At 62.4% G+C, this 14,089-nt stretch carries 8 protein-coding genes; 6 read left to right on the forward strand and 2 right to left on the reverse strand.

Annotated elements, in window-relative coordinates; all coding sequences use genetic code 11:
• The first annotated feature begins 110 nt into the window (after nt 1-110).
• The 5 genes from AAIL66_RS15770 (at nt 111) to AAIL66_RS15790 (ending at nt 8,948) form a co-directional block, all read left to right on the forward strand.
• Nucleotides 111-1,310 (forward strand): multidrug effflux MFS transporter, encoded by a 1,200-nt coding sequence (locus tag AAIL66_RS15770; protein ID WP_034354161.1) that lies wholly within the window; start codon nt 111-113, stop codon nt 1,308-1,310.
• The gene (locus AAIL66_RS15775; RefSeq protein WP_343497166.1) at nt 1,303-2,736 is read left to right on the forward strand and encodes an MFS transporter; all 1,434 of its coding nucleotides are present in this window, start codon (nt 1,303-1,305) and stop codon (nt 2,734-2,736) included. The genes AAIL66_RS15770 and AAIL66_RS15775 overlap by 8 nt, the downstream gene beginning before the upstream one ends.
• Before the next feature lie 288 nt (nt 2,737-3,024).
• On the forward strand, nt 3,025-4,323 hold the full coding sequence (locus AAIL66_RS15780; protein WP_343497167.1) for an efflux RND transporter periplasmic adaptor subunit: 1,299 nt from the start codon (nt 3,025-3,027) through the stop codon (nt 4,321-4,323).
• Between the two features lie 18 nt (nt 4,324-4,341).
• Nucleotides 4,342-7,509, forward strand: a complete 3,168-nt coding sequence (locus AAIL66_RS15785) for an efflux RND transporter permease subunit (RefSeq protein ID WP_343497168.1) — start codon at nt 4,342-4,344, stop codon at nt 7,507-7,509.
• Nucleotides 7,506-8,948, forward strand: coding sequence for an efflux transporter outer membrane subunit (locus AAIL66_RS15790; protein ID WP_343497169.1), 1,443 nt, complete (start codon nt 7,506-7,508; stop codon nt 8,946-8,948). The genes AAIL66_RS15785 and AAIL66_RS15790 overlap by 4 nt, the downstream gene beginning before the upstream one ends.
• Nucleotides 8,949-9,073: 125 nt before the next feature.
• Here AAIL66_RS15790 and AAIL66_RS15795 read toward each other — a convergent pair whose 3' ends face one another.
• Nucleotides 9,074-9,712 carry a TetR/AcrR family transcriptional regulator gene (locus AAIL66_RS15795; protein WP_034354146.1) on the reverse strand — a complete coding sequence of 213 codons (639 nt, stop codon included), beginning with the start codon at nt 9,710-9,712 and terminating at the stop codon, nt 9,074-9,076.
• Nucleotides 9,713-9,883: 171 nt separating this feature from the next.
• Nucleotides 9,884-10,384, reverse strand: a complete 501-nt coding sequence (locus AAIL66_RS15800) for an NAD(P)H-dependent oxidoreductase (RefSeq protein WP_034380827.1) — start codon at nt 10,382-10,384, stop codon at nt 9,884-9,886.
• A gap of 552 nt (nt 10,385-10,936) precedes the next feature.
• On the opposite strand from AAIL66_RS15800, the gene AAIL66_RS15805 reads away from it, so the two are divergent.
• Entirely contained in the window at nt 10,937-14,068 is a 3,132-nt protein-coding gene (locus tag AAIL66_RS15805) for an EAL domain-containing protein (RefSeq protein WP_343497170.1), read from the forward strand.
• The last annotated feature ends 21 nt before the right edge of the window (nt 14,069-14,089 follow it).

Genomic DNA, 14,089 nt, shown 5'->3' on the forward strand with positions numbered 1-14,089 from the left:
GGGCTTAGGCACAGGCGCTGCCCGGCGGACTGGCGTGAGCCTGCAAGGTCATGCAGGAAACCGGCAGCTGTTCAGCACATAAATCAAGTTACCACGACAATCACACCCCTATGCAAGCTTCTGTTTCCCTGCGTCTGGTTCTGATCCTGGGCCTGTTGTCGGCCATCGGGCCTTTCGCCATCGATATGTATCTGCCGGCCTTGCCCCAGATCGGCGCCAGCCTGGATGCCCAGGTCGGGGCCGTGCAAGCCAGTCTGACCGCGTTCTTTCTCTCCATTGGTGTGGGCCAGCTGCTCTATGGGCCGGTCTCCGACATGCTGGGCCGCAAGCCGCCGCTGTACTTTGGTCTGACGGTCTTTGCCGTCGCCAGCGTGGGATGTGCGCTGGCTCCGAATATCGAGACACTGGTGGCGTTTCGCTTTGTGCAGGGCCTGGGCGCTGCAGCCTGCATGGCCGTGCCGCGTGCCGTGGTGCGTGATCTACATACCGGCCATGCTGCCGCGCGCATGATGTCGCTGCTGATGCTGGTGTTCAGCGTCTCGCCGATTCTGGCGCCTCTGGCCGGCAGCGGCGTGATTGCCCTGGCTGGCTGGCGTGCCGTGTTCTGGGTGGTGGCGGGCGCAGCCGTGCTGGGCCTGGTTGCCACGTGGCGTGGCGTGGAAGAGACCCGCACGGCCGAGGCGCGGCTGGACAGCAGCCTTGGCGGTGCGCTCAAGGCCTATCTGGTCCTGTTGCGTGACTGGCACTACCTGGGCCTGGTGTTCATCGGCGGCTGCGCCATGGCGGGCTTTTTCGTCTACCTGGCGGGCTCGCCCTTTGTGCTCATCAACTACTACGGTCTCTCGTCCACCCAGTACAGCATGGCGTTCGCGCTGAACTCCATCGCCTTTATCGGCGCGGCGCAGCTGACGGGGCGGCTGGGCCAGCGCTTTGGCCTGGTCAATGTGGTCAAGGCTGCGGCTTCTGCTTCGGGCCTGACCATGGCCGCATTGCTGCTCTATTACCTGCTGGGCGGTGAGAAGCTGGCGGTGCTGATCGTGCTGTACTTCATTGCCAGCGCCTTCATGGGCCTGGTGATTCCCACGACCTCGGTGCTGGCCCTGGAAGAGCATGGCGAGATTGCGGGCACGGCCTCTGCCTTGCTGGGAACGCTGCAGATGCTGAGCGGCGCGGCCGCCATGCAGATCGTGGGGCATTTTTCCAACGGCAAGCCTCTGCCCATGGTGGTGGGCATGGCGACAGGGGCACTGGTGGGTGTGGCGCTGACCTGGATCACGCTGGGCCGTGTGCACCGAGTCGCCCATGACTGAGAGCACTGCTCAAGCTTCCCCTGCCTACGATGGCCTGCCTGACGGTGCGCGTGGCCGCGCCATGCTGGTCATCATTCTGGGACTGACGCTGTCGGTGCTGGACAGCAGCATCGTCAATCTGGCCTTGCCCGCCATTGCGCGCGAGCTGCAGGCCAGCTCGGCCCTGACGCTATGGGTGGTCAACGCCTATCAGCTGGCCGGCCTGGTGCTTCTGCTGCCGCTGGCAGCCCTGGGCGAGCGCCTGGGTTATCGGCGCATCTATCTGCTGGGCATGACGGTGTTTGTCATTGCCTCGGTGGCGGCCACGCTGGCCAGCTCGCTGAGCACGTTGATTGCAGCGCGCGTGTTTCAAGGCATGGGTGCCGCCGGCATCATGAGCGTGAATGCAGCGCTGGTGCGCTTGACCTATCCGCGCGCCATGCTGGGACGCGGCATGGCCATCAACTCGCTGGTGGTGGCGACCTCGTCCATGGCCGGGCCTTCGGTGGCGGCTGCCATCCTGTCGGTTGCCAGCTGGCCCTGGCTGTTCGCCATCAATGTGCCGCTGGGCTTGATGACCTTGTGGATGGGGCGCAAGGCGCTGCCGGCCAACCCCGTGGTGCGCAAGGATGGCGAGCCGATAGCGGCGCTTGACGTTTTGCTCAATATTCTGATGTTCACCCTGCTTTTCCTGGGCGGTGAGCAACTGGGCGTGCGCATGGGGCAGGATCAGGACGCTGCGGGCAGCCCGCTGATGCCTTCGGGCTGGTGGCTGCTGGGCGCCGGGCTGATGGTCGGCTACGTCTATCTGCGCCGCCAGTGGCACAAGACAGCTCCGCTGTTCCCCGTCGATCTGATGCGCATTCCCGTGTTCCGACTGTCGATGTGCGGCTCGGTCTCTGCCTTCTGCGCGCAGATGCTGTCCTATCTGGCCCTGCCGTTTCTGCTGCTGGAGGCGCGCGGTCTGTCACCCATGGAGGCAGGCATGCTGATTACGGCCTGGCCGCTGGCCACCGTGCTGACGGCGCCGGTGGCCGGGCGTCTGATCGGCAAGTATCCCGACGGGCTGCTGGGCGGCATCGGCATGGCCATGTTTGCCTGCGGGCTGTGGCTGCTGGCGGCCATGCCGGTCGATGTGGCGCACTGGGACATGGTCTGGCGCATGTTGCTGGCGGGCAGCGGCTTCGCGCTCTACCAGTCGCCCAACAATCACACCATCGTCACCTCGGCGCCCATGTCGCGCAGCGGCGCGGCGGGCGGCATGCTGAGTTCTGCCCGCATGACCGGGCAGACGCTCGGTGCCGTGGTGCTGGCCACCATCTTTGCCATCTCGGGCGGGCATGGTGGCAATGCTGAACTGCTGGCGCTGGCTGTGGCCGGCTGTTTTGCGGCGCTGGCCGGAGTTTTCAGCATCTTGCGCGTACGCCCGGGCAAGCAGCAGCATTGATTTGGCAGCAAAAGCGGCTTCTGTCCTGATATTGAGAGCGCAGCCAGTTGCCGATTCCGGGGTTTTGCGGGTTCTGGCTCTAGTCCGTTATGACGAGGAGCCTTGCTGCCAAGGTTTTCTACAGTGGTGTCTCAAGCCAGAGACCGCTGCGACGCCGCATGCCCGCATGACAGGAGAATGGCAAGCGGGTGATTGCCGGCATGTCATTGCGCCTTTGGCTGCTTTACATTTTATTAATATTGTCGGCGCACAATGTTGACAAGTTCTTTAGTTCAGACCGCTCCACGTATGAAGATTGACCAGCCCGCTTCGCTGAGCCCGCGCCGAGAGGCGCATTTTTCTTGCCTTCCCAGTGCAAGCCAGCAAGGTCATCGCCAGCAGCGCTGGACACTGGCTGTGGGAGCCATGCTGATTGCCGCTGCTCTGGCGGGCTGCTCCAAGCCCGAGGCGGAGCAAAAAGGCCCGCCCAAGTCCGAACCCAAGGTCGGCGTGGTTACCTTGCAGTCGCAAAGCCAGCAGCTGGATGCCAGCCTGCCGGGGCGCACCCGTGCCTTCATGACGGCCGAAGTGCGTCCCCAGGTCTCGGGCATCATTCAGCAGCGCTTGTTCACCGAAGGTGCGCTGGTCAAACAGGGCCAGCAGCTCTATCAGATCGACGCCGCATCGTTGAAGGCTGCCGAGGCCAGCGCTGCGGCTGCCGTGGCCAAGGCCGAAGCCAGCCAGCGCACGCTGGCTGCAACGGCACGGCGCAATGCCGAGCTGGTCAAGATCGACGCGATCAGCAAACAGGCGTTTGACGAAAGCCAGGCGGCGGCGGCCCAGTCCGCATCGGATGTGGCCGTGGCCAAGGCGAATCTGGAAACCGCACGCATCAATCTCAAGTACAGCCGGATCGAAGCCCCTATCGGCGGTCGCATCGCGCTGTCTGCCGTCACGCCCGGTGCGCTGGTCACGGCCAATCAGGCCACGGCGCTCACCACCATCGTGCGGCTGGACCCCATGTATGTGGACTTCACCCAGTCCAGCACCGATCTGATGCAGCTCAAGCGCGATCTGGATTCCGGCCGCTACCAGAAGGTGGAAGGCAACAAGATTCCCGTGCACATCCAGCTCGACGACGGCAGCGACTACCCGCATCAGGGCAAGCTGGCCTTTGCAGGCGTGATCGTCAACGACACGACCGGCACACTGACTTTGCGCGCCGAGGTGCCCAATCCCGACGGCATGCTCATGCCCGGCATGTATGTGAAGGCCTTGCTGCCAACGGCTCTGGCACCCGATGCATTGCTGGTGCCGCAGCAGTCGGTGACCCGCGATCTGACCGGGCGTGCCAACGTCATGGTCGTCAAGGACGGCGATGTGGTCGAAAAGCGCGATGTGGAACTGGACCGCGCCGTGGGCGCTTTCTGGTTGCTCAAGACGGGCCTGAAAGCAGGCGAGCGTGTGATGGTGGATGGCTTTCAGCGTATCAAGCCCGGCGACAAGGTTCAGACCGTGGAGGTGGATCTGAAGGCCAAGGCCGAGCGCAAGAGCCAGCGGGGCGAGCCGCCCGTGCAGGCCGCTGCCGATGCACCTGCCAAGAAGTAAGCAAGGCAGGCGACACACATGGCTCAGTTCTTCATCAACCGGCCCATCTTTGCGTGGGTCATCGCCATCATCATCATGCTGGCCGGGGCTTTGTCGATCAAGCTGCTGCCGCTGGAGCAGTACCCCGAGATCGCTCCTCCCCGCGTGACCATCGGCGCCCAGTACACGGGCGCTTCGGCCGAGACGGTCGAAAACTCGGTGACGCAGATCATCGAGCAGCAGATCAAGGGCATCGACAACATGCTCTATATGAGCTCGACCAGCAATGCCTCCGGTCAGGCTCGCATCACGCTGACCTTTGCTCCGGGCACCAATGTCGACGTGGCCCAGGTGCAGGTGCAAAACAAGATCCAGGGCGCGGTCAACCGCCTGCCGGACTCCGTGAAGACGCGTGGCGTATTCATCAACAAGGGCGGCCAGGATTTTCTGGTCACCTACAGCTTCTATTCGCCCGATGAAGATGTGACCGCAGTGGACATCGGCGATTACATCAACAGCAATCTGGTGGACATCATCGGTCGCATCGAAGGCGTCGGCGACATCAACGTCTTCGGCACGCCGTATGCGATGCGCATCTGGATGGACCCCGCCAAGATGGAGAAGTACGGGCTGATTCCCTCCGATCTGAGCAGCGCGCTCAACGCGCAGAATGCCCAGGTCTCGGCAGGTCAGCTGGGGGCCTTGCCTGCGGTGCAGAACCAGCAGCTGAACGCGACCATCACGGCGCGCACCAAGCTCAAGACCGTGGAGCAGTTCGAGGGCATCGTGCTCAAATCCTCGAATGACGGCTCTGTCGTCACCATCAAGGACGTGGCCCGGGTGGAACTGGGGGCCGACAATCTGTCCATCCAGGCCAAGCTCAATGGCATGCCGGGCGCAGGCATGGGCATCATCCTGGCCGATGGTGCCAACGCCATGGCGGTGTCGGATGCCGTGGCGGCCAAGCTGGCCGAGCTCAAGCCCTTCTTTCCCAATCAGATCGACTATTTCGTGAGCTCGGACTCCACGCCCTTCGTGCGGGCCTCGATCAGCGAAGTGGTGCATGCGCTGGGCGAGGCCATGGTGCTGGTGGTGATCGTGATGTTCGTGTTCCTGCAGAACTTCCGCGCCACGCTGATTCCCGCCATTGCCGTGCCGGTGGTGCTGCTGGGCACCTTCGGCGTGCTGTCCGTCGCGGGCTTCTCCATCAATACCCTGACCATGTTTGCCATGGTGCTGGCCATCGGCCTGCTGGTGGACGATGCCATCGTGGTGGTCGAAAACGTGGAGCGGGTGATGCACGAGACGGGCAAGTCTCCCAAGGAGGCGACGCGCCAGTCCATGAAGGAAATCACGCCTGCGCTGGTCGGCATCGGGGTCACGCTGTCGGCGGTGTTTGTGCCCATGGCCTTCTTTGGCGGCTCCACGGGTGTGATCTATCGCCAGTTCTCCATCACCATCGTGGCGGCCATGGCGCTGTCCGTGTTTGTGGCCCTGACGCTGACACCGGCGCTGTGCGCGACGCTTCTCAAGGCACCGGATCGCAGCCATGGCGACAGCCATGAGCGTCCCATACGCTCCGGGGTGCTGGGCATCAACGACCGGTTCTTCCGCTGGTTCAACCGCAATTTCGATGCCGCCGCCAATCGCTACCAAAGCACCGTGGCCTTCAGCCTGGGCCGGGCCAAGCGCATGATGCTGATCTTCCTGGCTGTGCTGGCTGCGGTCTGGCTGCTGATGGCCAAGCTGCCCACTTCCTTTCTGCCCGATGAGGACCAGGGGTTTGTCTACGTCAACGTGAACCTGCCTTCCGGTGCTTCGAATGCCCGTCTTCAGGAAGTGCTGGACGAGGTGCGCGAGTACCTGGCCAAGCAGCCGGATGTAATCAGCTTCAACCAGGTGTCCGGTCTCAACGGCGACCAGAGTTCGGCGCGCGGCTTCATCCGTCTGAAGCCCTGGAGCATGCGTCCGCTGCCTTCTCAATCGGCCGCGGCCATTGCAAACAAGGCGACCAGGGAGCTGGCCAGCATCCGTGATGCACGCGTGCAAGTGGTGCTGCCGCCTGCAGTGCGCGGCCTGGGTTCGAGTTCGGGCTACAACTTCATGATCAAGGACATCAATGGTGTGAGCCATGAAGCACTGCTCGCCGCGCGTGATCAGGTGCTTGGCGAAATGCGCGCCAACAATCTGCTGACTGCCGTGCGCACGACCAATCTGGAAGACGCCAGCGAGCTGCGCGTGGATGTGGATGACCGCAAGGCCGCCGCGCTGGGGCTGGCGTACAGCGACATCAACAGCGTGCTCTCCAGCGCCATGGGTGGCACCTATGTGAACGACTTCTTGAACAATGGTCGCGTCAAGCGTGTCTACATCATGGGCGATGCCCAGTACCGCATGCTGCCCACTGATATCGCCAAATGGACGGTGCGCAACAACAAGGGCGAGATGGTGCCTTTCGGAGCTTTCTCCAAAAGCTACTGGGCCTACGGCTCGCCCCAGCTGCTGCGCTACAACGGCAGCCCGGCCTATGAGTTCGAAGGCCGTGCCGCAGCGGGCATCAGCTCGGGCACAGCCATGGAGACGGTGGAAGATATCTTGAAGAAGCTGCCCAACGGCATTGCTTACGAATGGACGGGCGCTTCTCTGCAGGAGCGCCAGTCCGGTGCGCAGGCGCCCATGCTGTATGCCATCTCGATTCTGTTCGTCTTCCTGTGCCTGGCCGCACTCTATGAAAGCTGGACGGTGCCGCTGTCGGTGATGCTGGCCGTGCCGCTGGGTGTGGTGGGCGCGCTGCTGGCGACCTATACCCGTGGCCTGACCAACGATGTGTATTTCCAGGTCGGTCTGCTCACCACCGTGGGTCTCGCGGCAAAGAACGCGATCCTGATTGTGGAGTTTGCCGTGCAGTTGCAGGAGCAGGGCAAGAAGCTGTTCGATGCGACGGTGGAAGCCGTGCGTCTGCGTCTGCGTCCCATCCTGATGACTTCTCTGGCCTTTGGTTTCGGTGTGATCCCGCTGGCCATCGGCACCGGCGCTGGCGCTGGTGGTCGCAATGCCATCGGCACGGCCGTGCTGGGCGGCATGGTGGCATCGACGGTGCTGGGTATCTTCCTCGTGCCGGTGTTCTTCCTGCTGGTTCGCAGCTGGTTCAAGAGCCGCTCGCGCAGCGATGAGGCGGCTGACGTCAACAAGGAAAGCGCAGCATGAGGCGCCCGAGCATGAAATTTTCGACCATGGCGGCCGCCGCAGTGACGGCCTTGCTGGCGGGGTGCAATCTGGCCCCTGCCTATAAAACGCCTGATCTGCCCGTGCCAGAGACCGTGTCCGGCAACGCCGCGCCGGCCCAGGCCAGCGAGGCGGCGCTGCAACAGGCCCAGGCGCTGCAATGGTTGCAGTCGCCGCAGCTGCGCGAGGTGGTGGCGCTGGCGCTGAGCAACAATCGCGATCTGCGCATCGCGCTGGAAAACATCGAGAAGGCCCGGGCCCAGTACGGCATCACCAGAGCCGATCTGCTGCCGGGCATCACGGCCCAGGCGCAGAGCAATCGCACGCGCACCGCAGGGGATCTGACGACGGCAGGGCGCTCCAGCGTCACCGAGCAATACACGGCCCAGCTGGGTTTCGCCAGCTACGAGCTGGACCTGTGGGGGCGCATCCGCAATCTGAGCGAAGCCTCGCTGCAGCAGTTTCTGCAAAGCCAGGATAACCGGCGCAATGTGCAGATCGGTCTGGTGGCTGATGTCGCCAATGCCTGGCTGACGCTGGCGGCCGATCAGGCGCGCCTGCAGCTGGCCAGGGACACGTTGGACAGCCGCATCAAGGCTTTCGAGCTGACACGGCGCATGCATGAGCTGGGCTCGACCTCCGGCCTGGTGCTGGCCCAGAACCAGACCACGGTCGATACGGCGCGCGGCGATGTGGCCAGCTACACCTCCCAGGTCGACAGGGACCGCAATGCCCTGCAACTGCTGGTGGGGGGCGCGGTGCCCGTGCAACTGCTGCCCACTGCGCAGACCCTGGCGGGCGCGGCAGACACGGCGGCTCTCAAGGCCGTTCCCGTACCTCTGCCATCATCGGTACTGCTCAAGCGTCCCGATGTACAGGCCGCCGAGCGCAATCTGCAGGCCATGAACGCCAATATCGGCGCAGCCAGAGCGGCGCTGTTTCCCAGCATCACGCTCACCGGCAGTGTCGGTACCGGCAGCAACGAGCTGGATCGTTTGTTCGGCAACAACAACAGCACCTGGAGTTTCATCCCTCTGGTCAAGCTGCCGATTTTTGATGGTGGGCGCAACCGCGCCAATGTACAGGTGGCCGAAAGCAATCAGCGCATTGCACTGAGTCAGTACGAGAAGTCCGTGCAGACAGCCTTCAAGGAGGTGGCGGATGTGCTGGCCGACCGAGCCCAGTGGGGTGAGCGGCTGGCGGCCCAGACCAGCATGGTGGCCAATACGCAGAAAGCCTTCGATTTGTCGAACGCTCGCTTCAAGGCCGGCGTGGATAACTATCTGACAGTGCTGGATGCGCAGCGCAGCCTCTATACCGCGCAGCAGACCTTGATAGGCCTGCGCCTGTCGGAGCAGCTCAACCGCGTGACCTTGTGGAAGGCACTGGGTGGAGAAGAAGAGGCCGCACAGCAGGGTTGATGGACGAACTCGCCCGATGAACAAAGCCGCAGTCTTTCGGACTGCGGCTTTGTTTTTGATAGCTTCTCACGCTTTACCAGCAAGCGATTGAGCCGGATTTCATTGAATTTTCAACGCGCCAACACTCAAGGCATCTTGAACAGCAGAGCCACCTGAAGCCGGAACAGGGTTCCGGCATTCATGGGCACTTCGGGATGGATGACGGTGTTGTTCATCATGGCCAGCCACAGCGGCGCAAGCAGCAATTCGGGGTGCTGCACCAGCTCCGGCGCCTTGAGTTCGCCGCGTTTGGCGGCCAGCTGCGCGAGCCGGGTGAAATGCTCGAGCAAGGCATCGTGCACGTAACGACGATACATCTGCGCCAGCAGTGGAAATTCCAGGCCTTCGGCGACGACCAGCCTGGCCGTTGCGGAGCGGCCGCTGCTGTCTATGACTTCCGCCGCGGCTCCCACTGTGCGCAGCAGATACTCGCCCACGGATTCATGCTCGTGCATGGGGCTGGACTGCAAGGCCACGGCGGCCGAGGCGATATGTGTCTGGATCACGGCCTCGAACAGGGCTTCCTTGCTGTCGAAATAGCGAAACAGCGTGACCTTGGACAGTCCTGCGCGCTGTGCAACCGACGCCGTGGTGCCACGCGCATAGCCGTGTTCCAGAAATTCTGCAAACGCAGCCGCCACGATGGAGCGGCGTGTGGCCTGGGTCTTTTGCGGACTGGGGCCGCGTGGCGTGCGCTTGGGGCGTTCGGTGTCTGGTTCAATCATGGACGCAAGAGCTGGTGAAGTCGCAGACTATGCCTGCTTGGGAGCGCGCTTCGGGGGCAAAGCATGCGCGAGCAATGATGGCACATTTATACAACTCGATTCGAAGGCTCCATTCTTGCCTTTGTATGGAGCCTGTCCTGCCCGGAATGATGCGGGCAAACCCTTGTTTTTCTAAAAAATGCCCAAGGCCAGTCCCGTGGCCAGCGATTGCCCCAATTCTTCGCAGCGCTGCAAATCGGCGGCCGGTATCTGTTTGGGGGCGAGTATGGCCTCCGGCGTCTGGGCATGGGTGCAGATGATGAGCGGTTCTGCCACGGCCTTCAGACGCCAGCCAGTGGCAATGCGTTCCATCTGCCTTGCTGCGTTATGACCGTCGCTGCCGGCGCAGACCAAACTGGCATAGGGGCGGCCCTGTATCCGGTCGAGCACGCCGTAATAGCTTCGATCGAAGAAATCCTTCATCAGACCGCTGATGGCGGCCAGATTCTCCGGCGTGGCAAACAGATAGCCCTGAGCTTGCAGCAGGTCTTGCGGGCCGGCCTGGGAGGCATGCAGCACGCGGACCTCGACGGATTCCTCCTGCCGGGCGCCGGTGCTGGCCGCTTCAACCATCTGGAGCGTGCCGCCGGTCAGTGAGTGGTAGACGATCAGCAGGGTCGTGCGTTGTGACATGGTTGCTTTATTGCCGGTGGACGAACCGCAGGCGCTTGCAGGCGGGAATAACCGGGTACAGCGCTGTGGTTCTGCTTGATTGTTGCTAAAAAGATACGGGCTGTCGTGGTTTGTGATGCGGCCTGAATGGGACTAAGCTCCGACAAATATTGACATTTGTCAATTTTGCGACCTGAGGTTGCTCTTGATTTTGCAGCGCTTTGTAATGGATATACAAGCTTATGCCTATGATTTGATCTAAATCTAGACGCAATCATGCCAAGGCTTTCAGGGTAATCACTTGGTGTGAATGTTCTTTGGATGTAGGTTTGCTCCTACAAACTATGTCGCTCCTCATGTTGGCTCATGGTGCTGCAGCCTTTGCTGCAAGGTGCCACTGTCGACTGGAGCCGCCTCGCAACTCAGGAATCTTGTGTCTTTTGCATGTCGCAATTCGCAACGCAGCCAGTGATGAAAGTGCGTAAACCTTGGTTGGCGCTGCTGGCATTGGGTTTTGGAATTTCCTGTGGCAGTTTGGGGGGCTGGATGCTCCATCAACGCCAGGAGTCGCGCATGCAACAGCGCTTGCAGCTCAGTGCCGATATGGCGACGCGAGCTCTGGAGCAACGCCTGGGCAGCTATGACCGTCTGCTCGTCAAGCTCGCCGAGCAAATGGCCAGCAATGCGGATGCGGGCCAGCAGGTGTTTGCCCAGCATGCCCATGCTCTGCTCAGTCAGGATAGTCTGGTGGGGCTGCAGGCCCTGAGTCTGACCCGTGCGCTGACTGCGGAGCAGCACACCGATCTTGCGCGTGATTCACAGGCCTTCGAGGTTTCCTACGTCTGGCCGCTGATAGGCAACGAGGCACTGGCGGGAAGCAACGCGCGTCAGCCGGCGGCGGCATTTCATTCCTTGATGCAGGCGTGGAACTCTCGCCAGATGTCGATGTCGGCTCCATTTCGCTTTCTGCAACTGCCCGATAGTCCCAAGGGCGTGGTGTTGCGGGCTCCGTTGTGGGCTGCAGCAGAGGAGGGCGGCGCCGCCAAATCTTCAGTAAAGCCGCTCGGGACGCTCAATGCCCGGATCCGTCTGGGCGAATTTGCGAGGGGGCTGGTTCCGGCCAACCTCTACCCTCAGGTCGCCTTCAAGCTGGTGGATCTCAGCCCAGCCGACCCATCGCCAAAGGCCGGTGGGGACCACAGGAGACTGACCACGCCGCTGTCGATGCTTGCTGGCGGCTCGGAGATCTTGTTCACTGGCTCGCTGTGGGCGGAGGCGGAAACCCATCCTGAATTTGCCTTGATCAAGCCGCTGGAGCGGCAGATACAGGTGTATGACCGCATCTGGTCGCTGCAGTTCAAGCCAGCGCTCAGCACTCAGAGAAGGTTTGAGAGGTATCTGCCCTGGCTGGTATTGGGCCTGGGTCTGCTGGCGGGGCTGGTGCTGGCAGCCTGGGTCTCGGGCTGGTGGCAAAGCCGCTGGAGCTGGAGCCGGCGCCTCAAGTTCAGTGCTCAGGCAAGGCAGGATAGTGATGCGCGTTTTCATGCCATGTGCGAGCAGGCTGCCATGGGCGTGCTCGAGCTTGATATCGCCACGCGCAGCGTACTCAAGGTCAACCAGCATTTCTGTCAGTTGCTGGGCTATGAGGCCCAGGAGATTCACAGACGTAGCGTGCTGGAGCTGGTCATGCCCGAAGACCAGGCGCACTGTGCGCAACTGCTTGAAGGACTGGACTTGCAGCAGTTCCAGCACAACGCGGGCGAGTTCTGTCTGCGTTCCAGGGAGGGGGCGCCAGTCTGGGTTGAACTCAATGCGTTTCTGACCGGACGTCATGAATCGCGGCGCCTGCAGGTGCTGGTGCAGGACATCGGCGGGCGCAAGCGCCTCGAGCAGATGGAGCGGCTGGGTCATCAGCAGTTGCGCAATCTCATGCAAAGACTTCCGGTGGGTCTGGTCATGGAGGATCTGGATGGGCGCCTGGTCTACTGGAACGAAGAGTTTCTGCGTCTGGCCGGCCATGGGGGCAAGCCCGGCGTATCAACCCAGCAGTGGTGGGAGCGCATGTTCCCCGATGCCGCTGAGCGCGAGCGCGTCATCCAGCGCTGGGAAGTCGCCAAGGCTCAGGCCCGCCGGACGTTGCAGCTGCGCCAATCCGAGCGTGTCGACGATGTGCAGGCTCAGTGGGACGAGCTCGCCACCGAGGCGTCGGCCTGCACGGTGTCTGCGCAGACATTGATGCTCAGTGGGGTAGACGGTCTGCGCCGCCCGGTCGCGGTCAGTGCCGTGTTGCAAGCTGAAGGGTGCTTGATGGTGCTCCAGGATCAGAGCCAGCGCATGGCGGCCGAGCAGGAGGTCCGCCGTCTGGCCTTCTACGACGCCTTGACTGGCCTGCCCAACCGGCGCCTGCTGGCTGATCGGCTGCAACAGGCTCTGGCCGTGGCGCAACGCAAGGCCCATTTTGGCGGTGTGGTGCTGCTGGATATCGACAACTTCAAAGCCTTCAACGAGACCTATGGCCTGGATCAGGGCGATTTGCTGCTGCAGTCGATGAGTCAGCGCATCCGTGGTCTGCTTCCTTCAGGGGCCACGATTGCTCGTCAGGGCGGCGATGATTTTGTGCTGCTGATCGAGGACCTTGGCAGCGATTCCGTGGCGGCAGCCGCCAGGCTGGAGCAGCAGGCCGACCAGTGGCTGAGCCGCTTGCGTGAGCCCATAGAGATCGGCGGCATTCCGCGCTCCATCACCGTCAGCATGGGCCTGAGCCTGTTTGGCGAGCCAGAACTGACGGGTGAAGAAGTGCAGCGCCGCGCTGAAATGGCCATGTACCAGGCCAAGAGCCAGGGGCGCAATGTCAGTTGCTTCTTCGACCCCCAGCTGCAATCGGCGCTGCAGGAGCGTCGTACGCTTGAGCAGGACATGCGTGCCGGTCTGCAGGCCGGTGAATTCGAGCTGTTCTATCAACCCCAGGTGGAGATGGGCAAGGTGATTGGCGCCGAAGGTCTGCTGCGCTGGAAGCATCCTGAAAAAGGCTTTGTCCCTCCTGCGCATTTCATTCCGCTGGCCGAGGAAACAGGCGTCATCCTGCCCCTGGGCGACTGGGTGCTGCAGGCCGCCTGCCAGCAACTGGCGACGTGGGCCAAGCACCCCCGTTATGCGCAACTGGTGCTCTCGGTCAACGTCAGCCCCAAGCAGTTCCATCAGAGCGGATTTGTCGAACAGGTGCTCAAGGCGCTGGCCGAGCATGGAGCCGATGCGCGTCGGCTCAAGCTGGAGCTGACCGAAGGCATGCTGGTCTCCGACGTGGACGACACCATCGCCAAGATGATGCGTCTGAAGTCCTACGGCATCGGATTTTCGCTGGACGATTTTGGTACCGGCTATTCCTCGCTGTCCTATCTGAAACGGCTGCCGCTGGACCAGCTCAAGATCGACCGCAGTTTTGTGCGTGACGTGCTGACCGATCCCAATGACGCGGCCATTGCCCGCACCATTGTGGCTCTGGCCAAGAGCCTGAGTCTGCATGTGATCGCCGAAGGCGTGGAGACCCAGGCGCAGTGTCGTTTTCTCGAAGGCATACGCTGCTATGCCTGGCAGGGCTATCTGATGAGTCCGCCCGTGCCCGTCAGCGAGTTCGAGAGCCTGGTCACCAATGGCAATGTGCCGGGATCTCTGACGCCGGCTCTCAGTCCGGTGTCCATGCGTTGAGGCAGTCCATGCTCTCTACAA

It is taken from the genome of Comamonas sp. F1-6, from assembly GCF_039581415.1.
GTDB lineage: Bacteria > Pseudomonadota > Gammaproteobacteria > Burkholderiales > Burkholderiaceae_C > Comamonas > Comamonas thiooxydans.

Excerpts from the sequence above, each read along its gene's own strand:
- AAIL66_RS15770 (WP_034354161.1), top strand. The coding sequence starts at position 111 with ATGCAAGCTTCTGTTTCCCTGCGTCTGGTTCTGATCCTGGGCCTGTTG.
- AAIL66_RS15775 (WP_343497166.1), top strand. The coding sequence starts at position 1,303 with ATGACTGAGAGCACTGCTCAAGCTTCCCCTGCCTACGATGGCCTGCCT.
- AAIL66_RS15780 (WP_343497167.1), top strand. The coding sequence starts at position 3,025 with ATGAAGATTGACCAGCCCGCTTCGCTGAGCCCGCGCCGAGAGGCGCAT.
- AAIL66_RS15785 (WP_343497168.1), top strand. The coding sequence starts at position 4,342 with ATGGCTCAGTTCTTCATCAACCGGCCCATCTTTGCGTGGGTCATCGCC.
- AAIL66_RS15790 (WP_343497169.1), top strand. The coding sequence starts at position 7,506 with ATGAGGCGCCCGAGCATGAAATTTTCGACCATGGCGGCCGCCGCAGTG.
- AAIL66_RS15795 (WP_034354146.1), bottom strand. The coding sequence starts at position 9,712 with ATGATTGAACCAGACACCGAACGCCCCAAGCGCACGCCACGCGGCCCC.
- AAIL66_RS15800 (WP_034380827.1), bottom strand. The coding sequence starts at position 10,384 with ATGTCACAACGCACGACCCTGCTGATCGTCTACCACTCACTGACCGGC.
- AAIL66_RS15805 (WP_343497170.1), top strand. The coding sequence starts at position 10,937 with ATGCAACAGCGCTTGCAGCTCAGTGCCGATATGGCGACGCGAGCTCTG.